The organism is Williamsia sp. Y853 (assembly GCF_056786495.1).
The window spans coordinates 506,008-527,256 of sequence record NZ_JBXCJC010000003.1 but is presented as its reverse complement, the minus strand read 5'-3'; the positions used below and the strand labels follow the sequence as shown (position 1 = coordinate 527,256).

At 63.4% G+C, this 21,249-nt stretch carries 17 protein-coding genes; 3 read left to right on the top strand and 14 right to left on the bottom strand.

The window, feature by feature from the left end:
- Window positions 1-17: 17 nt before the first annotated feature.
- Both AC1TPF_RS18610 and AC1TPF_RS18605 read right to left on the bottom strand, forming a co-directional pair.
- Entirely contained in the window at window positions 18-1,235 is a 1,218-nt protein-coding gene (locus AC1TPF_RS18610; RefSeq protein ID WP_482144931.1) for an HNH endonuclease signature motif containing protein, read from the bottom strand.
- Window positions 1,236-1,448: 213 nt separating this feature from the next.
- On the bottom strand, window positions 1,449-2,567 hold the full coding sequence (locus AC1TPF_RS18605; protein ID WP_482139450.1) for a M24 family metallopeptidase: 1,119 nt from the start codon (window positions 2,565-2,567) through the stop codon (window positions 1,449-1,451).
- 191 nt (window positions 2,568-2,758) lie between these two features.
- On the opposite strand from AC1TPF_RS18605, the gene AC1TPF_RS18600 reads away from it, so the two are divergent.
- Window positions 2,759-3,784: an alpha/beta fold hydrolase gene (locus AC1TPF_RS18600; RefSeq protein ID WP_482139449.1), complete on the top strand. Its 1,026-nt coding sequence runs from the start codon at window positions 2,759-2,761 to the stop codon at window positions 3,782-3,784.
- A 59-nt stretch (window positions 3,785-3,843) separates the two neighbouring features.
- Window positions 3,844-4,776: a 5'-3' exonuclease gene (locus AC1TPF_RS18595; protein WP_482139924.1), complete on the top strand. Its 933-nt coding sequence runs from the start codon at window positions 3,844-3,846 to the stop codon at window positions 4,774-4,776.
- Between the two features lie 28 nt (window positions 4,777-4,804).
- On the opposite strand, the gene AC1TPF_RS18590 is transcribed toward AC1TPF_RS18595, so the two are convergent.
- From AC1TPF_RS18590 to dop, 11 genes are all read right to left on the bottom strand, one after another.
- Window positions 4,805-5,608, bottom strand: coding sequence for a DUF4333 domain-containing protein (locus tag AC1TPF_RS18590; protein WP_482144930.1), 804 nt, complete (start codon window positions 5,606-5,608; stop codon window positions 4,805-4,807).
- Between the two features lie 117 nt (window positions 5,609-5,725).
- Window positions 5,726-8,518, bottom strand: a complete 2,793-nt coding sequence (locus tag AC1TPF_RS18585) for a DEAD/DEAH box helicase (protein ID WP_482144929.1) — start codon at window positions 8,516-8,518, stop codon at window positions 5,726-5,728.
- The gene (tatC, locus tag AC1TPF_RS18580) at window positions 8,505-9,476 is read right to left on the bottom strand and encodes a twin-arginine translocase subunit TatC (RefSeq protein WP_482139446.1); all 972 of its coding nucleotides are present in this window, start codon (window positions 9,474-9,476) and stop codon (window positions 8,505-8,507) included. Before tatC ends, AC1TPF_RS18585 begins: the two co-directional genes overlap by 14 nt.
- A gap of 81 nt (window positions 9,477-9,557) precedes the next feature.
- Window positions 9,558-9,818, bottom strand: a complete 261-nt coding sequence (tatA, locus tag AC1TPF_RS18575; RefSeq protein WP_482139445.1) for a Sec-independent protein translocase subunit TatA — start codon at window positions 9,816-9,818, stop codon at window positions 9,558-9,560.
- A 112-nt stretch (window positions 9,819-9,930) separates the two neighbouring features.
- Window positions 9,931-10,902 (bottom strand): helix-turn-helix transcriptional regulator, encoded by a 972-nt coding sequence (locus AC1TPF_RS18570; RefSeq protein WP_482144928.1) that lies wholly within the window; start codon window positions 10,900-10,902, stop codon window positions 9,931-9,933.
- A complete protein-coding gene (locus tag AC1TPF_RS18565; protein WP_482139443.1) occupies window positions 10,899-11,894 on the bottom strand; it encodes a helix-turn-helix transcriptional regulator in 996 nt (331 codons plus the stop codon). Before AC1TPF_RS18565 ends, AC1TPF_RS18570 begins: the two co-directional genes overlap by 4 nt.
- A gap of 24 nt (window positions 11,895-11,918) precedes the next feature.
- A complete protein-coding gene (pafA, locus tag AC1TPF_RS18560) occupies window positions 11,919-13,277 on the bottom strand; it encodes a Pup--protein ligase (RefSeq protein WP_482139442.1) in 1,359 nt (452 codons plus the stop codon).
- 40 nt (window positions 13,278-13,317) lie between these two features.
- On the bottom strand, window positions 13,318-14,064 hold the full coding sequence (prcA, locus tag AC1TPF_RS18555; protein ID WP_482139441.1) for a proteasome subunit alpha: 747 nt from the start codon (window positions 14,062-14,064) through the stop codon (window positions 13,318-13,320).
- On the bottom strand, window positions 14,061-14,921 hold the full coding sequence (gene prcB / locus AC1TPF_RS18550) for a proteasome subunit beta (protein WP_482139440.1): 861 nt from the start codon (window positions 14,919-14,921) through the stop codon (window positions 14,061-14,063). Before prcB ends, prcA begins: the two co-directional genes overlap by 4 nt.
- The gene (locus tag AC1TPF_RS18545; protein ID WP_482139439.1) at window positions 14,918-15,109 is read right to left on the bottom strand and encodes a ubiquitin-like protein Pup; all 192 of its coding nucleotides are present in this window, start codon (window positions 15,107-15,109) and stop codon (window positions 14,918-14,920) included. Before AC1TPF_RS18545 ends, prcB begins: the two co-directional genes overlap by 4 nt.
- A gap of 124 nt (window positions 15,110-15,233) precedes the next feature.
- Window positions 15,234-16,733 carry a depupylase/deamidase Dop gene (gene dop / locus AC1TPF_RS18540; RefSeq protein ID WP_482139438.1) on the bottom strand — a complete coding sequence of 500 codons (1,500 nt, stop codon included), beginning with the start codon at window positions 16,731-16,733 and terminating at the stop codon, window positions 15,234-15,236.
- Between the two features lie 68 nt (window positions 16,734-16,801).
- Between dop and glgP the strand changes: the two genes are divergently transcribed.
- Window positions 16,802-19,384, top strand: coding sequence for an alpha-glucan family phosphorylase (gene glgP, locus AC1TPF_RS18535; RefSeq protein ID WP_482144927.1), 2,583 nt, complete (start codon window positions 16,802-16,804; stop codon window positions 19,382-19,384).
- Window positions 19,385-19,462: 78 nt separating this feature from the next.
- On the opposite strand, the gene arc is transcribed toward glgP, so the two are convergent.
- The gene (arc, locus tag AC1TPF_RS18530) at window positions 19,463-21,247 is read right to left on the bottom strand and encodes a proteasome ATPase (protein ID WP_482139436.1); all 1,785 of its coding nucleotides are present in this window, start codon (window positions 21,245-21,247) and stop codon (window positions 19,463-19,465) included.
- Between the last annotated feature and the right edge of the window lie 2 nt (window positions 21,248-21,249).

The window sequence follows — 21,249 nt, the reverse complement described above, 5'->3', positions numbered from 1 at the left end:
ACCCGACCCTGCCCTTGTCAGGACCCTCGGTGATCATCACCGTCTGCCACTGACCAGGGCCGTCGCCGACAAGTTTGTGATGCGGCGGGCACGGCTGATCCCATCAGATCGATGTCGGTCAGACCACCATTGATCCAGGCAATCAGATGATGGATCTCCACCCAGGTCGCCGGATTGGTGCACCCGGGGTGCGAGCAACCGCGGTCGCGGGCGAACAACGCCAACCGCTGACCCTTCTGCGCGGTGCGTTTGGCCCGGGCGAAATACAGCACCTCGGCGCTGTGGCTAGCGAACACCGCCAAGTATTTGTCCGAACGCGCAGCCAGGTGCAGGGCCTCTTTGACCGGAATATCCACCCCCGACGCCGTTTTGGCGATCCCCGCGCAATCCTCGAGCTGCTGTTTGGTCATCGTAATGATCAGCTGCGCCGGCAAACCCCGATGGGACTTACCGAGCAGGTTGCACTCCAAAATCGTTTTCAAAATCGCTTTGAGTGCATCGTGGCGCTGCTGGCCCATCGAGCGGGTATCACGCTCGGCGGCAGCCTTCATCAGCTCTGCATCTTGTTTCGGATCATCGCTGGCACCGGACGGTGAGTTCGGATCGGCCGGATTATTCATGCCAGGTGCAGCCCAGACATCCATCACCGTCGTGAACAACGCCAACGTTTCCGGATCCAGGGTGCCCGAGATCTTGGCCATCAAGTCCACACCCTGATTACCCAAACTCACCGAACGTTTACGGGCCCGATCCGAATCATCGGTCAGCCGGCCATCGGGATCGACCCGGGCCAGCACCTGACGGCCCGACGCCGCCAGTTGGGTGGGGTCCTGGCCGACGGCCTCTTCGGTCATCCAATGATCGACCACGTCATACACCGCCGAATCCGACGCTGACGGGATGTGTTTGCGCACATCCAACATCACATCCATATGCGCTGCCCCGATCAACCCTTGGGACCAGGCCTGTTCGGCGGCAGGGCATTTCGGTGCCAGCTCTTCACCCTGCATCGTGTGAAACCGGCCGACTGCTTCCAACCCGCGAATCCGGGACATGGTTTGGCCTTTGGTCAACCGCAACTCGCTGCGGGTGAACCCGAACAGTGACGAATATCCGGCTTCGATGAACGATGACCGGTTCGAGACCCACAGCAGGTGCCGCAGCCCGGTGAGCTCGAGCTTTCGGACGATCCGTTCATGCACCCGCACAAGCTCATTGACTTCCGCATCGGACATATCGGAATCAGTGCAGTCCGCGATATCAGTAACCAGTAGCTCTAACTCGAGGTATTTGCGCACCAACACCGGAACCGAAGAAAGATCAATCGAGGAATCGTCAGTCATCATGCCCCCCAAGACATCTGATCGAACGCTTTCAATCAGTCTACCTCGGGGGACACCGAAAGTCGAACGGTTGTTCGAACGAATATGGTCGGTTGAGAACCTGGTTCAGACTGACTTCAGTTCGTGCGGTTGGGAATTGAATGCTTCGCAGCCATCATCGGTGACGACAACGATATCTTCGATGCGCGCACCCCAACTGCCGGAGAAGTAGATGCCGGGTTCAATGCTGAATGCCATGCCCGGCCGCAGTGGAATATTGTTGCCTGCAACGATATACGGCTCCTCGTGAACGGATAGTCCGATGCCGTGGCCGGTGCGATGAACAAATTTGTCGGCCAGTCCGGCGGCAACGAGCACGTCCCGGGCCGCGCTATCGATCTGCTCGGCAGTGACGCCGGGGCGGACGGCGGCCACAGCGGCTCGCTGAGCTTGTTGTAGCCACTCGTACTGCCGTGCGATCGCATCAGAAGGTGTTCCAACACAGTAGGTTCGGGTGCAGTCGGAGTTGTATCCCGGCGCGACAGGTCCCCCGATGTCAACGACAACGATGTCGCCGTCCTGGATCACCCGGTCCGATACCTCGTGATGCGGGTCGGCGCCGTTGGGACCGGATCCGACGATGATGAACTCGGCCCTGGTGTGTCCTTCGGCGATGATGGCGGCGTCGATATCCGCTGCGACTTCACGTTCGGTGCGGCCGACCTTCAGCCATTCCCCCACTCGGGCGTGCACTCGGTCGATCGCGGCGCCTGCGCGGCGCAGCGCTTCAATCTCGGCGTCATCCTTGATCATTCGCAGTTCACGCAGAACGGCAGTGGCAAGTTCCGGTGCGCTACCCCAATGCCCTGCCAACGGGACGGTGTGCAGCGCAGGGGTTGCGTCAGAGACCGCGTAACGATCACCGGCTCCCCCGGCGGCTCCAACCGCCAGTGCGTACGCATCCTGGCCGTCGACCCAATCGTGAACGGTCAGGCCGAGCTCACCGACGGCCGATTCCCGTAGCGCCGCCAACTCCAGTCGCGGCACAACCACTTCGGGAGCGCGATCCGCACTGATCACCAGGGCGGTGAGCCGTTCGAATGTCGTCGCTCGTGAGCCCGTGAGATATCGCAGGTCGGGTCCGGGAGTGATGAAAAGCGCCGACAGACCGGCTTTCGCCGTCAACTCCTGCGCCCGATCCAGACGTGACTTGTACACCGCTGCCGAGAATCGCTGATCCGCCATGGGTTCAAGGCTATCGGTCGCAGAGTTCGTGGTCTCGCCTGCAGTCTGACCTTCGTCACAAACCATCGGAAGTGTGTCCCACTCCGATCGCAAGATTCGATGAGTGATCTTTAACCGGGCGAAAACCTCGCTTTGCGCGGAGAATAGGGGCAACGAAAGATGTTTAGGTCTGAGGAAAACAGGAGGTCACCGTGGACCGTGAAGGCGTACGACGTCGACTACGGGCTGTTCCGACCGATGACTCTCAGGTCCAGTTCGCAAATCTGCACGGATACAAGCGGGCCTACCGGATGGCCGGATCGGGTCCTGCACTGCTGTTGCTGCACGGAATCGGCGACAACTCCCTGGCCTGGGAACCGGTATTCACCCAGCTCAGCGAAAAGTACACGGTCATCGCACCGGACTTTCTCGGACACGGATTCTCCGACCGTCCGCGCGCCGACTACTCGGTACCTGCTTTTGCCAACGGAATGCGCGACCTTCTGACCTATCTCGACATCGAACGCGTGACGATCGTCGGCCATTCGCTGGGCGGTGGTGTGGCCGGGCAGTTCGCCTATCAGTTCCCCGAGATGGTCGAACGGTTGGTGTTGGTCGGTACGGGCGGAGTCACCAGGGACGTCAATCCGGTTCTGCGAGCGCTGTCACTACCGTTTTCCGAGTACGCGCTGGCCGCGGTCTCACTCCCAGGTGTGTTTCCGACGTTCGCAGCGGCTTCTCGCACGGTGCGTGATCGTCTGCCATTTGCGCTGTTCCGGGACAACAACGAGATCGTTCGAGTGCTCGAACGGATGCCAGAAAAGGGTTCGGCCGAGGTCTTCGCCCGAACTCTGCGATCAGCCGTCGACTGGCGTGGGCAAGTGGTGACCATGCTCGATCGATGTTATTTGAGCGCAGGTATTCCGACCCTGGTCGTGTGGGGTTCGGACGATCAGGTCATTCCGGTGCAGCACGCCCACATGCTCCACAGCGCAATGCCCGGCTCGCAGTTGGTCGTCTTCGACAAGGCCGGTCACTTCCCGTTCCGGGACGATCCAGACCGATTCGTCGACCTGCTGCTGTCCTTCGTGGCGTCGACCGTCCCTGCGAACATCAGTCGTGCAGATGTGAAAATCGCTTTGCGGCAGGGTCCCTCGAGTCAACCACTCACCGGCGACGCCGAGTCCCAACTGGCTGTTCTCGATGTCCTGGGTTCGGACGAACGCAGCGCCACCTGACCGCAGTGCTCTGATGGCCGGCGCCGATCTGGCATGGTTTAGGCATGACTGCCCCAGTGATGTTGCTCGACGGTGCCAGCCTCTGGTTTCGGGCCTTTCATGCCCTGCCCGAGAAGATGACCGCACCGGACGGGCGTCCGGTCAACGCGGTCCGCGGATTCATCGACATGATCGCGTCATTGGTCACCCGGGAGCACCCGCAACGCTTGATCGTGTGTCTTGACCTCGACTGGCGTCCGGCCTTCCGCACCGACCTCATCCCGTCGTATAAGGCGCATCGCGTGGCCGAAGGCGCCACCGACGGCTCGGAGGAGGTTCCCGACACGCTGACACCCCAGGTCGACATGATCATGAAGATCCTGGCCGCCGCCGGAATTGCGACCGCGGGCGCGGAGGGCTGCGAAGCCGACGACGTCATCGGGACCCTTGCGGACTCCGAGGCCGTGGATCCGGTGGTTGTGGTCAGCGGTGATCGCGACCTACTGCAGGTTGTTTCCGACGACCCGGTTTCGGTGCGCGTGCTGTACGTGGGCCGCGGTCTGGCGAAGGCCGAGATGTTCGGGCCACAGGAACTGGCCGAGAAGTACGACGTACCAACATCGAATCCGGGTTCCGCCTACGCCGAGATGGCAATCCTGCGCGGCGATCCGTCAGATGGGCTGCCCGGCGTTACCGGCATCGGTGAAAAGACCGCGTCAAAGCTGCTGCACGAGTTCGGAAACCTCGACGAACTCGAACGCGTGGCATCCACCACGACCGACAAGCGGATTTCACCGCGCCAACGCAAGTCACTTGCAGAAGGCGCGGACTACCTGCGCGCGGCACGGACCGTTGTATTCGTGAAGACCGACGCCGAGATCATCGGCGACAGCGACGGTCGTCTCCCATCCGAGCCCGCCGACCCGGCAGCGCTGGCCGACCTGATCGAAGAACTCGGTGTCGGCTCATCGGTTGGCCGTCTGGGCAAGGCGCTCGGCTGGCAGGTGGGCTGACCCGCCCACCTGACAACCGACCAACTGCCTACTGTGTGGTCGGTTGACCGACCTCGTATTTGCCCTCGTCGTCCAGGAAGGTGATCTTGACCTGCTGGTTCGCGCCGGCAACGGTCGCGGTGCAGGTGAAGCTGTTGCCCTTCTTGATTTCCTGATCTTCGGGGCACTGCACATTCGAGACGTCTTTGGCCTGGTAGTCGTTCTCCAGGACCGACGCCACACCCTTCTGAGCGGCGTCTTGGCTGAGCACCTTCGTCACCGCGAAGCCCGGAAGCCAGAACGCCGTGACAGCAAGGACGACAGCGATGACACCAACCGCTGCGGCACCGATGATCAGTGGCAGCTTCTTCGAGTTCTTCGGCGGTGTCATACCCGCGAACTGGTCACCACCGGGCTGACCGTACTGGCCCGGCTGCCCATACTGACCTGGTTGGCCGTACTGATCCGGCTGCCCGGATTGGCCATACTGGCCCGGTTGGCCCTGCGGCGCACCGTATTGCGGCTGCTGACCGTACTGGCCCGGCTGCTGACCGTACTGGCCCGGCTGCCCGTACTGACCTGGTTGACCGTACTGATCCGGCTGTCCCGGCTGGCCATACTGTCCCGGTTGGCCGTACTGCTCTGGCTGCCCGTACTGACCGGGCTGCTGCGGAGGCTGCTGGCCCCAACCCTGTTGTGGCGGTTGGCCCTGCGGCGGCTGTCCGCCGGTCGGGTGACCATAGGTCTGCTGGTTCCACGGGTCAGGATTCTGTCCCGGTTGCCCTTGTCCTGGTTGCCACTGCCCGGGTGCCGAACCGCCACCCTGGTTGTTCGGGTCGTTGGGCCCGCTCATGTATTTCCCCTCCGCATGTCCGCGTCGCGCGATCGCAAGTCCAGGACTTCCGAACCCCGAACATACCGCACAACCCATGGCCATTCAGGCAGGCGCTCGGCGAGAACTCGCGGGCGCTCAGCCGAGTTCGACAGCCACGACTCCGCGCCGGATCGCCGTGATCGCCGCTGCCGCCGAATGGGCCAGTTTCGATCGATCTGTTCCTCCGAGGCGTGCGGCAACCCGCATCTGTTCGAGGAGGTCGATGACCTGCCGGCTCCAGCGGACGAAGTCTCCGGCCGGCAGGGATGTGCCCTGCTCGCCTGCTGCAGCGAGTACCTCGGTCAGTCCGCGGCCCGTCGCCCACAGGTGAATGGCCGTGGCGAAACCGGCATCTGGTTCGCGTGTCGGTTCCACCATGTGGCTCATCTCGACACGTGCCAGGTCTTTCCATGCGGCGTGCGTGCGGCTCAATGCTTCCCGGACCGTCGAAACGCCAGTTACCAGATCCGCGCCGCCGTACGAATCGCGGCGCGACTGGTACACCACCGCCGAAGCAACAGCCGCGAGTTCGGCTGCACCCAGGTGGTCCCACAAACCGGTGCGGATGCACTCACAGATGAGCAGGTCGCTCTCGCTGTAAACCCGGCTCAAGATCTCACCGGCAGGTGTGACGGTCATGTCACCGTTCGACTTGTGCTCGACCTGCTCGAGGTAGCCGAGTTCGCTGAGCACCGCGACGATCCGATTGAAGTTGACGGCCAGCGTGGACGTGCGGGCCGATACCGATTCCTCGAGCGCCGCGATCTCCCGCGACACCCGGTTGCGACGTTCTGCGAGTCGGAACAACTCGTCGTGTGCGGGGATCTGATGCGCCGGGTGCTCGCGCAACTCGGTGCGCAGACGGTTGAGGTCCGGGTCGTCGGCGGCGCGGGTGCGTTTGCTCTGCTTGCCGCGGGGCATGTCGATGCCGGTGGAACGCAGAGCCGAGGCGAGGTCGCGACGACCGCGGCCGGTACGACGATCGACCTGTTTGGCCAGCCGCATATGGCCGAGCACCTGAGGCGGGTTGAGGAAATCACGGGGACCAACCCGGCCGGCCCAGGCATCCTCGCAGAGCACCAACGGTTTCGGGTCGCGCATGTCGGTTGCGGGCTCCAAAACCACAGCCAGACCGCGATGGCGACCACCGGAAAGACTGATGACCTGCCCGCGCTTGAGGGCTGCGAGATCTTCAACAGTGCTCTGCTGCACGGCCATTCGGTTTTCGAACTTCAGCGAACGTTCGCGAGCTCGGATCTCTTCACGGAGGCGGGTGTACCCGAGGAAGCCGTCGATCCCGGCGTCGAGACCGCGGCCCTCGGCCCGTGCCTCCAGTTCCACCTCGATCTTGCGGAGCTGGCGGCGTGCGGTGTCGATCTGCCTGGCCTGCCCGACGACCGACCGGTCGGCTTGGAACTGCGCAAACGAGCGGTCCAGCAGGTTGCGTGAACCGGCCAGTCCAAGACGGCCGATGAGATTGACGGCCATGTTGTATTCCGGCGCAAAGGAACTGCGCAGCGGGAACGTGCGGGCACCGGCGAGTCCGGCAACCCGGGTGGGGTCGAGATCTTCGGTCCAGACAACGACGGCATGGCCTTCGACGTCGATCCCGCGACGACCGGCCCGGCCGGTCAGCTGGGTGTACTCCCCGGGCGTCAGATCGTTGTGCGACTCACCGTTGTACTTGATCAACCGCTCCAGCACCACGGAACGGGCCGGCATGTTGATGCCCAAAGCCAGTGTCTCGGTGGCGAATACAACCTTGACCAGACCTTTGACGAACAGCTCTTCCACCGCGTGCCGGAAGGCAGGCAGCAGTCCGGCGTGGTGCGCCGCAAATCCCCGGGTCAAGCCCTCGCGCCAGCTGTGGACACCGAGCACGTCCTGGTCTGAAGCGGTCAACTCGGCGACGTACTTGTCGACGATCGAATTCACCTGCTCGACCTGATCCTGTTCGAGCAGCCGCAAGCCCGAGCGCAGACACTGGCTCAACGCGCCTTCACAGCCGGCCCGCGAGAAGATGAAGCTGATGGCGGGAAGCAGGCCATCGCGATCAAGACGTGCGATGAGTTCTGGTCGTGGCACCGGACGTACACCGCTACGACGGTGATCGCTGCGTTGGCCACGTCCCCGTGGACCGCGGGGCGGGAAGTCGTCATCGCGTCGCGCGGCGAGCTCACGTTGCCGGATATAGCGGGTCAGCTCCGGGTTGACCGCGGGCTTCTTGTTCGGCGTCTTGGGGTCACGATGGTCGAACAGATCGAACAACCGATTGCCGACGAGCATGTGCTGGTTGAGCGGGATCGGACGATGCTCGTCGACGATCACGGTGGTGTCGCCACGCACCGTCTGAATCCAGGATCCGAACTCCTCGGCGTTGCTGACCGTCGCCGACAGGCTCACCACCCGCACCGACGGTTCGAGATGCAGGATGACCTCTTCCCAGACGGCTCCGCGGAACCGGTCGGCAAGAAAGTGGACCTCGTCCATCACCACATGCGACAAGTTCTGCAGCGCCGGCGAATTCGCGTAGATCATGTTGCGCAGCACTTCGGTGGTCATGACCACGACCGGTGCGTGGGAGTTGATCGACGAATCGCCGGTCAGCAGACCGATGGCCTCGGCCCCGTGCGCGCGAACCAGATCGGCGAACTTCTGGTTGCTCAGCGCCTTGATGGGTGTGGTGTAGAAACACTTCGACCCACCGGCGAGCGCCAGATGTACGGCGAACTCACCGACGATGGTCTTGCCCGCGCCGGTCGGCGCGCAGACGAGAACACCGTGACCGCCTTCCAGGGCGACGCAAGCGTCACGTTGGAACGGATCGAGCGCAAATGCCTGTCGCCCGGCGAACTTCTCGAGTTCTGTCCGCGTATCAGAGAGTGTCATCGTAGAGATCGGCTCCACTGCCTCGGGACGTCGCCGACACCGGTTCTGGTGGTTGCACCGGATCAGGAACATGCCCGACCGGGCCTGCCGAACCGATCGGAGCGGCTTCGTCGTCGCTCACGTTGCCCCATTCCTGGGCGTCACGCTTCGCTTTGCGGTAATCGTGCAGATGAGCGACCTGGATGGCGATCTCGAGCAAGACCGTCAGCGCCCCGGCCAGTGCCAGCATGGTGAACGGATCCGAGCCAGGGGTGAATAGAGCAGCGAAGACGAACATGCCGAAGATCAGACCCCGGCGCCACGACTTCAACCGCGCGTAGGTCAACACACCGACCATGTTCAGCGCGACGATCAGCAGCGGAAGCTCGAAGCTCACACCGAAGATGATCAAGAGGTGGATGAGGAAGCTGAAGTACTGGTCACCGGCGAGTGCCGTGATCTGAACGTTGTCACCGATGGTCAACAAGACCTCGAACGCCTTGGCCATCACCAGGTAAGCGAGCACGGTCCCGGCCAGGAACAACCCGGCGGCGAAGCCGACGAAGGTGACCGCGTACTTGCGCTCCTTCTCGACCATGCCGGGCGTGATGAACTGCCACAGTTGGTAGAACCAGACAGGACAAGCCATGACGATGCCTGCGGTCAAACCCACTTTGAGGCGGAGCATGAACTGGTCGAACGGGCCCGTTGCAAGGAGACGACAGGTGTCGTCGCCGGTCAGATTGGCCCGTGACGATGCAGGCAGATCACAGTAGGGCTGGCGCAGCAGGTCGCCGAGTGAGGAGATGCCCAGGAAGCCATGCGAGTACCAGACAAATCCGAGGATCGTGGTGAAGGCGATAGCAAGAACGGAGATCAGCAGTCGGTTTCGCAGCTCACGGAGGTGGTCGACCAACGACATGGTGCCGTCGGGATTCACCTTGCGCTTACGGCGCCGAGGGTCTAAAGGTATGCGCACGTGGTCGACTACTCAGGGGTCAGTTGCAGGCGGGTCACCCAGAGAGAAGCGACCCACCCACCAGAACGGCGAGGACGAAGATCAGGCAGAACGACGTTCGGATTCGGATGAATTCGTCGGTGTTCCGTCAAGACCCGAAGTGATCTGCGGCCGCGACTCGGGAGTCTGCGCCGATGCGGGCTTGTCGGAGTTGTTCTCGTTCTGCATCTCCTTGACCTCACTCTTGAAGATGCGCATCGAACGACCCAGACCGCGCGCGGCGTCCGGCAGCTTCTTCGATCCGAAAAGGATCAAGAACACGACCACCACAAGAATGATGTGCCATGGCTGTAATGCATTCATTGTGCAGTTACCTCTCCCATTGAGTTCCTCCGCAATGCTACCGGACTTGGACCAACCCTAACGGGTCGAACAGCGGCCTCACAGCTACCTCCCAGCTCACCTGCAGTGAGGGTCAGCCGTACATGGCGAGCGTGGCGGCAGCCCTCGAGCGGACCTCGTTGGCCACCTCGGGGTTGCGGACCCTGATCTTGCCGCCGAAGCCGAGGACGAACCGGGTGAGCCAGTCGGCCGACCCGTACCTCATGGTGGCAACCACCGGCCCCTGCGAGCCGGTCAGACCTTCGGGATCGAGGGGCTCTATCAGGTAGTAGTCGAGAACCCAGACCACATCCTGATCGATCTCGATCACTGCTTCGGGCAGATCGGAGTCGCTGTCGAACAGGGCCAAAGCGCTGCCATCGAGCGATGGCGGCGGCGAACTCGGCTCATCGAGCACCGTTGCCGCTTCGATCCGGTCGAACCGGAACAAGCGAATGCCCTCGCTGCTGCGGCACCAGCCTTCGAGATACCCGCGGCCTTGGATCGCCTGGATGCGGATCGGGTCGACCACCCGATCCCCGACGACGTCCCGCGTCGCCGAGTAATACCGCAGCCGTACCGCGCGGTGGCCGCGGACAGCTTCACGCACCGCGGTTACTGCTTCGGAGTCACCTGGGCTGGACAGGTCCGTCGGGGTCTCGGTGACCGCTTCACCGAGACGCGATCCCATCGCGTTCTCGATCTTCGCGATGGCCCGTCGAGCTGCGGCGGGGTCGACGACCCCGGACGCATCGATCAACGAACGCAGCGCCACCAGCAGTGGTGCGGCTTCCGAGCCGGTCAGTTTCAATGGCCGGTCGATGCCGGCAGAGAACGTCACCGCAACACCGTCCTCGACGCTGCCGGGTGTGAACGACAAATCGATCAGGTCGCCCGGCGTGTATCCCGGAAGGCCACACATCCACAGCTGCTGGAGATCCTCGAGGACCTGCTTGGGGGTGGTTCCCAGGTCGACCGCGGCCTTTGCCGCATTGACGCCGGGATGGGCCAGGAAGTACGGGACCATGGCCAGCATGCGGTTCAGTCGATCGGTACCCGCACTCATTCGGCCACCTCGCTGAGGAACTTGAGTTCGTCGATCACGTTGTCACGCAATTCCGGCGGATCGAGCACAAACGCATCGGTACCGGCGCCGAGCACCTGGCGGGTGAGGCCATCGGTCGACCTCATCGCGATGCTCAGGATGCTGCCTGCGCGACCGTCGTGTTCCCCGGGTTGCGCCGACGTCGATATGCGACGCAGGCCGGCGGCCCGGTTCTCGGCGACCCACACCCGGGCGGTGACGGCAGGACCGGATCGATCGACGGCATCGGCGACGATCTGGCGAAGATCGATGTTGCTCGGTCGGGTCAGTTCACCGGCCTTGCCGAACGGGGTCACCGACAGGATGCGCGTGAGCCGGTAGGTACGGGTCTGCCCGCGGTCGCGATCATGTCCGACGAGATACCAGCGACCGAGATGGGTGACCACACCCCACGGTTCGACGGTCCGCGTCACGTGCGGCGACGTAGGGCCGGGCCGGTGCTCGAATCGGACCGGCCGGTTCTCGTCGAGCGCGGACAGCAACGCACCCAGGACCGCGGGCGATCCGATGCCCTGCGGGGCACTCGAGTGAAGTGCTGTGGCGTTCTCGTCGAACGCGGACCCCGGATCCATCTCGACACCCGCAGCGCGCAACTTCATCAGGGCGCTGTGACTCGAAGCCGCAAGCTCCGGCGATTCCCACAGCGCAGCGGCCAGGGCCACCGCGGCGGCCTCGTCGGGATCGAGCGAGATGTCGGGAAGTTCGTACTCGGACCGGTTGATCCGGTAGCCGTCGACGGACGAGAACCCCGAGGACCGACCCGTTTCCACCGGAATGCCGAGGTCGCGGAGCTCGTTCTTGTCGCGCTCGAACATCCGGTTGAAGGCCTCATCGGACTTCGAATCCTGATATCCGATCACACTGCTGCGGATTTGGTCGGCGGAAAGATACTGACTGGTGGACAGCAAGCAGATCACCAGGTTCATCAGCCGTTCAACCTTGTTGGTCGCCACCGGACCAGACTAGGACACTGGCTTTCACATGGACGCGATCAGGCGTTCGACGCGCTCATCGACGTTGCGGAACGGATCTTTGCAGAGCACCGTGCGTTGAGCCTGGTCGTTCAGCTTGAGGTGCACCCAGTCGACGGTGAAGTCGCGGCCTGCCTTCTGCGCAGCGGCGATGAAGTCTCCGCGCAGCTTGGCCCGAGTCGTCTGGGGCGGCGTGTCCACCGCTGCCTGGATTGCCTCGTCCGTGGTGACCCGGGCGGCCAGACCCTTGCGTTGCAGTAGATCGAACACACCACGACCCCGCTTGATGTCGTGGTAGGCGAGATCGAGCTGCGAGATCTTGGGATCGGACAGGTCCATCGAGTACCGGTCCTGGTAGCGCTGGAACAACTTGCGCTTGATCACCCAGTCGACTTCCGTGTCGACCTTCGCAAAATCCTGCTGTTCGACGGCGTCGAGCATCCGGCCCCAGAGATCGACCACCTGTGTCATCTGCTGATTCGGCTCACGGGTCTTGAGATGCTCGACCGCGCGTGAGTGGTACTCGCGCTGGATGTCGAGCGCGCTGGCCGTGCGTCCACCGGCAAGCCGGACCGGACGACTGCCGGTGAGATCGTGCGAGACCTCGCGGATGGCCCGGATCGGATTGTCGAGTGCCAGATCGCGGAAGGCGACTCCGGCCTCGATCATCTCCAGTACCAGGGCCGCCGATCCGACCTTGAGCATCGTGCTGGTCTCGGCCATGTTCGAATCGCCAACGATCACATGCAGGCGCCGGTACTTCTCGGCGTCGGCGTGGGGTTCGTCGCGGGTGTTGATGATCGGGCGGCTACGGGTGGTCGCCGACGACACACCTTCCCAGATGTGCTCGGCCCGCTGGGACAGACAGAACGTGGCGGCCTTCGGCGTCTGCAGCACCTTGCCGGCACCACAGATCAACTGCCGGGTGACGAGGAACGGGAGCAGGACGTCGGAGATGCGTGAGAACTCCCCCGCCCGGACCACCAGAAAGTTCTCGTGGCAGCCGTACGAATTGCCTGCCGAGTCGGTGTTGTTCTTGAACAGGTAGATGTCGCCGCCGATACCCTCATCGGCCAGACGCCGCTCGGCGTCGATCAACAGATCTTCCAAGACCAGCTCACCGGCCCGGTCGTGCTCGATCAGCTGTTGCAGGTTGTCACATTCGGCTGTGGCGTATTCGGGATGCGAACCCACGTCGAGGTACAGACGCGCCCCGTTCTGCAAGAACACATTGGACGACCTTCCCCACGACACCACCCGGCGGAACAAATACCGCGCGACCTCGTCGGGACTGAGCCGCCGATGTCCGTGAAAAGTACACGTGACACCGAACTCGGTTTCGATACCCATGATTCGTCGCTGCACGTTTACAACCCTACTGCCGTGGGACCAGAGGAGAACTGTTTCAGTTGTCGGTTTCGCGGGCCGGGAGGAGGTCGACCAGGGCCGACCCCGTCAGACGCCGGAACGCGCGGCGCGGGCGACTGTGGTCGAGGACGGCCACTTCGAGGTCGCTCGGCTGCAGTGTGCGGGGTTCGGGCGCCGGGGAACTGCTCGACGACGACCCATTGGTTGCCGGTGGTGTTTCCAGGGCCGTGATCGCCGACGCCAAGGCCGCCTTCAGATCTGCCTCGGGATCGTACGAATCCTTCATCGATGCCGTGATCGACTCCGTGGAACCGCCCATGACGAGAAACCGCGTCTCATCGACGATCGACCCGTCGTAGGTGATCCGGTACAGCTGCGACGGCCCGGGCTTGCCGGGACGACTGACCTCGGCCACACACAACTCGACCTCGTAGGGCTTCGGTTGTTCGGTGAACACCGCACCGAGCGTGCTGGCGTACGCGTTGGCCAGCGACAGTCCGCTGACGTCGGCGCGGTCGTAGTTGTACCCACGCATGTCGGCGTGCTGGATACCGGCCTTGCGCAGGCTCTCGAATTCGTTGTACTTGCCAACCGCGGCGAACCCGATGCGGTCATAGATCTCGCTGACCTTGCGCAACGTGTTCGACGGGTTCTCCGCCACGAACAGAACGCCGTCGGCGTAGGTCAATGTGACGACGCTGCGACCGCGGGCAATGCCCTTGCGGGCCAACTCCGAACGATCGCGCATGATCTGTTCGGCACTGGCGTAATACGGGAAGGTCATGCGTCACCGCCCTTCTTGATGTCGCGGTTGGTGGCGTCATCGTCGGTTCCGCGGTAATCCGCCGAACGCCGGCTGATCACGCCGCGGGCTGATTGCTCGATCGCGGGCGCGGAAACCTCTGCGGCACCGTCGGCTGTAACGGTCACGGCAGTGGGATAGAGACCACGCACCATGTCGGGGCCACCGGTGGCCGAGTCGTCGTCGGCTGCGTCGTACAGCGACTCGATGGCCACCGACAATGCCTCGTCGGCGGTCAGGTCGGTGCGATAGAGCTTCTTGATGGCCGACTTGGCGAATACCGAGCCCGATCCGATGGCCTGGTAGCCACCGTGCTCCTCGTGGCGATCGCCTGCGACGTCGAATGAGAAGATCCGGCCCGGACGCGCAGGATCGATGCCGTCGGGGTCGTAACCGACCAGCAGCGGGATCGCCGCCAGACCGGCCATTGCGGCCTGGAGGTTCGACCGGACCATCGACGCGAGCCGATTCACCTTGCCGTCGAGGGTGAGGGAAACGCCCTCGATCTTCTCGTAGTGCTCGAGTTCGACGGCGAACAGGCGGATCATCTCGATGGCAACGCCTGCGGTACCGGCGATACCGGCAGCAGAGTACTCATCGGTGATGAACACCTTGCGCATGTCACGGCTGGCGATCAGGTTGCCGGATGTGGCCCGCCGATCACCGGCCAGCACGACGCCGCCGGGGTAGGCCACAGCAACGATGGTGGTGCCGTGCGGAATGTTTGCAGCCATATCCGGCGAAACCCTGTTCCTGGGCAACAGATCTGGTGCGTTGTTACGCAGATAGTCGGAAAAGGATGAGATGTCCTGGCCGAGGGACCGGATCCGATCGGTCACTGGCCGCCCTTCTGTACATAGGCGCGGACGAAGTCCTCTGCGTTCTCTTCCAGCACGTCATCGATCTCGTCGAGCAGATCATCGGTGTCGTCGGCCAGCTTCTCGCGGCGTTCCTGACCTGCACCCGAATCTTCACCGGCGCCGTCGTCGTCATTACCGCCCGTGCGCTTGGTTTGTTCCTGCGCCATCGCTGCCTCCTTCAGACCACGGCCCCGCGGGGACCGTACGTTCTATCACCCTACCGGGCGAAAGTGATCTGGCCACGGATATGCACGTGTGGAGGCGGCGATTTCGCTACCGGCCGAGTCGGTTCTAGGTGGTGAGCTGGTTGACCAATTCGGCTGCGGAGTTGACCGAATCGAGCAGTTCACCAACGTGCGCGCGGCTGCCACGTAGTGGTTCGAGCGTCGGAATCCGCACCAGCGACTCCCCACCGAGATCAAAGATGACCGAATCCCAACTCGCGGCCGCGATGTCGGCACCGAACCGACGCAGGCACTCACCTCGGAAATACGCACGCGTGTTCTCGGGCGGACTACCGATCGCGTCCATCACCTGCTGCTCGGTGGTCAGGCGCTTCATCGACCCGCGGGCGACCAGTCGGTTGTAGAGCCCCTTGTCCAGGCGCACATCCGAATACTGGAGGTCGACGAGGTGCAGTCGCGGCGCGGACCAGGCCAGGTTCTCGCGCTGACGGAAGCCCTCGAGCAGTCGGAGTTTGGCGGGCCAATCGAGTATGTCTGCGCACTCCATCGGATCGCGTTCGAGTTTGTCCAGGACGTCGGCCCAGGTGTCGATGACGTCTTTGGCGCGTGCGTCATCGCTGTGGTGCGCGTCGTGGAATGCGCTGACGCGCTCGTGGTAAATCCGTTGGAGCGCAAGGGCGGTCATCTCGCGTCCGTCGGAAAGTGCAACCGTCGCCTGCAGGGTCGGGTCGTGGCTGATGACATGCACGGCATGAACGGGCCGAGCCAGTTCGAGATCGCGCAGTTCGATGCCGGCCTCGATGAGATCGAGCACGAGCGAGGTCGTACCGACCTTCAGGTAGGTCGCGGTCTCGGCAAGGTTGGCGTCACCGATGATCACGTGCAACCGGCGGTACCGCTCAGGGTCGGCATGCGGCTCGTCGCGGGTGTTGATGATGCCGCGCTTGAGGGTGGTCTCCAGGCCGACCTCGACCTCGATGTAGTCGGCGCGCTGGCTCAGCTGGAAGCCCGACTCGTCGCCGGACTGCCCGATGCCGACGCGCCCTGAGCCGGTGAAGACCTGGCGGGAGGCGAAAAATGGGGTGAGTCCGGTGATCACCGCGTTGAACGGTGTCGACCGGGCCATCAGGTAATTCTCATGCGTCCCGTACGACGCGCCCTTGCCGTCGATGTTGTTCTTGTACAACTGCAGCTTCGGGGCGCCGGGAACGCTGGCCACATGCCGGGCCGCGGCCTCCATGACCCGTTCGCCTGCCTTGTCCCAGATGACCGCGTCGAGCGGGTCGGTCACCTCGGGCGCCGAATACTCGGGATGGGCGTGATCAACGTAGAGCCGGGCGCCGTTGGTCAGGATCATGTTGGCGGCGCCGACCTCGTCGGCATCGATGATCGGGGCCGGTCCCGACCCACGTCCGAGGTCGAATCCGCGGGCGTCGCGCAGTGGCGATTCGGGCTCGTAATCCCATCGGGTGCGCTTGGCGCGTGGGACTCCGGCCGCGGCCGCGTACGCGAGCACGGCCTGCGTCGAGGTCATGATCGGGTTGGCACCTGGATCGTTCGGAGCCGAGATTCCATATTCGACTTCGGTTCCGATTATGCGCTGCATGGGGTTGAGCGTAGCGGTGCGTTATCTTCCGGTCGCGGACGAGCGTATGGATGGGTAGGGTTTGCGCAGTGAAAGCACTGCGCCGCTTCACCGTCCGCGCTCACCTGCCACCGTCCCTCCAGCCCCTGGCGAAACTGTCGACCAATCTCCGTTGGTCGTGGCATCCGGCCACCCAGGAACTCTTTTCGTCCATGGATCCGGCCCTGTGGTCCGCACTTCGAGATCCGCTGCGACTTCTCGGCGACATCGGGCCGGACCGGTTGGCCGAACTGGCCGACGACAGCGACTTCCTCACCCGACTCGGTGTGCTCTCGGCCGACCTCGACGAGTACCTCAGTGAGCCGCGATGGTTCCAGGAACAGGTCGCCTCGGGGAACCGTTTCCCGACCGGTATCGCCTACTTCTCGATGGAGTTCGGTGTTTCGGAGGTCCTGCCGATCTACTCCGGGGGGCTGGGGATCCTGGCCGGCGACCACCTCAAGTCGGCGTCGGATCTCGGGCTGCCGTTGATCGGTGTCGGGTTGCTCTATCGATCCGGCTATTTCCGGCAGTCGCTGACCGCCGACGGCTGGCAGACCGAGCGGTACCCGAACCTCGATCCACAGGGTTTGCCGGTCCGCACGGTCAATGATTCCGGCGGCAACCCGGTGACGATCCGTGTCCCGATGCCCGACAACCGTGTCTTGCGGGCCCGTCTGTGGATTGCCGACGTCGGCCGAATCCCGTTGCTGCTGCTCGACTCCGACATACCCGACAACGACACGGACCTGCGTGGTGTGACCGACCGACTCTATGGCGGTGACCAGGAACACCGGATCAAACAGGAGATCCTGGCCGGTGTCGGAGGCGTGCGCGCAGTGCGTGAGTACACACGGATCCAGGGACTGGCCGACCCCGACGTCTTCCACATGAACGAGGGTCACGCCGGATTCATGGGCGCTGAACGTATTCGGGAACTGGTGTCGCCCAGCGGAGCGGGCCTCGACTTCGATTCGGCGCTCTCCGCGGTGCGCGCATCGACCGTCTTCACCACCCACACCCCGGTGCCTGCCGGGATCGACCGTTTCCCCGTCGACATGATCCGCCGGTATTTCGGCGACGATCACGGGCAGTCCACTCTCCTACCCGGTCTGGAGCTGTCGCGGATCCTGGAACTGGGCAGTGAAAGCGACCCGGGTGTCTTCAACATGGCCCACATGGGACTGCGCCTGGGGCAGCGAACCAACGGCGTCTCGAAACTCCATGGTGCGGTCAGCCGGGAGATGTTCGGGGCCTTGTGGCCGGGCTTCGATGCCTCGCAGGTGCCGATCGGTTCGGTCACCAACGGTGTGCACGCCCCGACCTGGTGCTCACCGCGGTGGACCGAACTCGCCTCCGATGGTGGCGAAGGTGTGCCCGACGAGTCCGCAACGCTCGCCGCGATGAAGAACGTGCCGTCGACCGAACTCTGGGCGACGCGCAACACCCTGCGCACGGAACTGGTCGTCGAGGTGAGACGTCGTCTGCGTCGCTCCGGACTCGAACGGGGCTATTCTGCCGCCGAATTGGGCTGGACCGCAGGTGTTTTCTCGTCGCGGGTGTTGACCATCGGGTTCGCCCGGCGGGCCGCGACCTACAAGCGACTGACCCTGATGCTGCGCGACACCGACCGGCTCAAGGCACTCCTGCTCGACAAGGATCGTCCGGTGCAGCTGGTCGTGGCAGGCAAGGCTCACCCCGCCGACGATGGCGGCAAGGCGCTGATCCAGCAGATCGTGCGCTTCGCCGACGCCAACGACGTCCGGCACCGGATCGTGTTCCTGCCCGACTACGACATGGCGATGGCGCGGTACCTGTACGGCGGATGCGATGTGTGGCTGAACAATCCGCTGCGCCCGATGGAAGCATGCGGGACCTCAGGCATGAAATCCGCACTCAACGGTGGCCTCAACCTGTCGATCATGGACGGCTGGTGGGACGAGATGTCCGACCACGCCAACGGCTGGGCGATCCCCACTGCGGACGGCGTGACCGACGACGAGCGCCGGGACGACCTCGAAGCCGCAGCACTGTACGAGCTGCTGGAGAACGTGGTGGTCCCGAAGTTCTACGACACCGGCTCCGACGGTGTTCCGGCTCGCTGGGTCGAGATGGTGCGTCACACGCTGCACACACTCGGGCCGCAGGTGCTGGCGTCGCGCATGGTCCGTGACTACACCGAGGAGTTGTACGCGCCTGCTGCCCTCTCGGGACACGCCACCACGGCGAACAGTTTCGAGGGCGCCAAGGATCTGGCCGCGTTCCGGGCTCAGGTCGATCGGTCATGGCCGTCGGTGAAGATCCTCGACGTGGACAGCGCAGGTCTTGACGACACACCTCTGCTCGGTTCGACGATGACGTTGACCGCCCACGTGGACCTGGCAGGCTTGCGCGCCGATCAGGTGGTGGTTCAGGCCGTCATCGGGCGCGTCGACGAGGCAGAGAACTTGACACAGGTGGCCACGCCCACGATGTCCCTCGTCACCGAGCATGCCGAACCCGGTGGCGAAGCGATCTTCGAGGTGTCGGTTCCGCTACCGATGACCGGTCCCGTCGGCTATACGGTTCGGGTGATGCCCTATCACCGATTGCTCACCGGCACCAATGAACTCGGGGTCGTCAAGGTCGCCTGACATACAGCAGCCGAACAAAGAAACGCTCCGCGTCACCAGACGCGGAGCGTTTCCTTTGTTCGAACTTCAGGTGCCGATTTACAGGTACTGGCCGGTGTTGGTCTCGGTGTCGATGGCCCGGCTGGCGCCGGAGCTCTTCCCGGTGACCAACGTGCGGATGTAGACGATCCGCTCACCCTTCTTGCCGGAGATACGAGCCCAGTCGTCCGGGTTCGTGGTGTTCGGCAGATCTTCGTTCTCGGCGAACTCGTCGAGGATCGAATCGAAGAGATGCTGGATCCGCAGACCCGACTGACCGGTCTCCAACTGTGACTTGATCGCGTACTTCTTGGAGCGGTCCACCACGTTCTGGATCATCGCGCCGGAGTTGAAGTCCTTGAAGTACATGATCTCTTTGTCGCCATTGGCGTAGGTGACCTCGAGGAAACGGTTGTCGTCGCTCTCGTCGTACATCCGCTCGACCACCCGCTCGATCATCGCCTTGACGCAGGCATTGCGATCGCCGCCGAACTCGTTGATGTCGTCCGGGTGCACCGGCAGCGTCGGAACGAGGTACTTGGAGAAGATGTCCATCGCAGACTCGGCGTCGGGACGCTCGATCTTGATCTTCACGTCGAGACGGCCCGGTCGCAGGATCGCCGGATCGATCATGTCCTCGCGGTTGGAGGCACCGATCACGATCACGTTCTCGAGGCCCTCGACGCCGTCGATCTCACTGAGCAGCTGGGGCACGACGGTGGTCTCCACATCCGAGGACACACCTGAACCACGGGTCCGGAAGATCGAGTCCATCTCGTCGAAGAACACGATCACGGGGGTGCCTTCCGACGCCTTCTCACGGGCGCGTTGGAAGATCAGCCGGATATGACGTTCGGTCTCGCCGACGAACTTGTTGAGCAGCTCGGGACCCTTGATGTTGAGGAAGTACGACTTCGCCTCGCGGGAATCCTCGCCGCGGACCTCCGCGATCTTCTTGGCCAGCGAGTTGGCGACCGCCTTCGCGATCAGCGTCTTACCGCAACCGGGAGGGCCGTACAGCAGTACACCCTTCGGCGGCCGCAGGTCGTACTCACGGAACAGATCTTTGTGCAGGAACGGCAACTCGACGGCGTCGCGGATCTGTTCGATCTGCCTGCCGAGTCCACCGATGTCCTCGTAACCGACGTCGGGTACTTCCTCGAGGACCAAATCCTCGACCTCGGCTTTGGGAACCCGCTCGAAGGCGAAACCGGCCTTCGCGTCGATCAGGAGCGAATCACCGGGACGCAGTTTGCGGTTGCCCTCTTCTTCGGCCAGCACACTCGCGCTGAGCGGATCGGCCAGCCACACGACCCGTTCTTCGTCCGCATGACCGACAACCAGCGCGCGATGACCGTCGTCGAGAACCTCACGCAGGGTGCTGATCTCGCCGATGGAATCGAATGCACCTGCTTCGACGATGGTCAGTGCCTCGTTGAGGCGTACCGACTGGCCGCGTTTGAGTGTTTCCACATCGATGTTCGGCGAGCAGGTGAGGCGCATCTTGCGTCCGGAGGTGAAAACGTCGACCGTCGAGTCCTCGAAAACACCCAGCAAAACCCCATAACCGCTCGGTGGCTGACCGAGACGGTCGACCTCTTCACGCAGCGCGATCAGCTGTTGACGCGCTTCTTTGAGGGTGTCGAGCAGCTTGGCGTTGCGGGTGGTCAGCGTTTCGAGACGGGCTTGCATGTCGCTGTCGCTCGCTGCTCGCCCGAAGGGGCTGGGATCCGAACGCGGCGCGCTCGGTGGCCGGGGTGAGGCCGAACCCCACTCTCCTTCGGGCGTGACGTCCGCGTTCAGACCGCCGCCCCCCAGGGGCTCGTTGCTGCCTGATTCCGTCATTT

Bases quoted from the DNA above. Each gene is read 5' to 3' on its own strand.
- AC1TPF_RS18605 (WP_482139450.1), bottom strand. From the start codon at position 2,567: ATGGCGGATCAGCGATTCTCGGCAGCGGTGTACAAGTCACGTCTGGAT.
- arc (WP_482139436.1), bottom strand. From the start codon at position 21,247: ATGACGGAATCAGGCAGCAACGAGCCCCTGGGGGGCGGCGGTCTGAAC.
- tatA (WP_482139445.1), bottom strand. From the start codon at position 9,818: ATGAATGCATTACAGCCATGGCACATCATTCTTGTGGTGGTCGTGTTC.
- AC1TPF_RS18590 (WP_482144930.1), bottom strand. From the start codon at position 5,608: ATGAGCGGGCCCAACGACCCGAACAACCAGGGTGGCGGTTCGGCACCC.
- AC1TPF_RS18610 (WP_482144931.1), bottom strand. From the start codon at position 1,235: ATGTCCGATGCGGAAGTCAATGAGCTTGTGCGGGTGCATGAACGGATC.
- AC1TPF_RS18595 (WP_482139924.1), top strand. From the start codon at position 3,844: ATGTTGCTCGACGGTGCCAGCCTCTGGTTTCGGGCCTTTCATGCCCTG.
- dop (WP_482139438.1), bottom strand. From the start codon at position 16,733: ATGCAGCGCATAATCGGAACCGAAGTCGAATATGGAATCTCGGCTCCG.
- AC1TPF_RS18545 (WP_482139439.1), bottom strand. From the start codon at position 15,109: ATGGCGCAGGAACAAACCAAGCGCACGGGCGGTAATGACGACGACGGC.
- prcA (WP_482139441.1), bottom strand. From the start codon at position 14,064: ATGACCTTCCCGTATTACGCCAGTGCCGAACAGATCATGCGCGATCGT.
- AC1TPF_RS18585 (WP_482144929.1), bottom strand. From the start codon at position 8,518: ATGACACTCTCTGATACGCGGACAGAACTCGAGAAGTTCGCCGGGCGA.
- AC1TPF_RS18570 (WP_482144928.1), bottom strand. From the start codon at position 10,902: ATGAGTGCGGGTACCGATCGACTGAACCGCATGCTGGCCATGGTCCCG.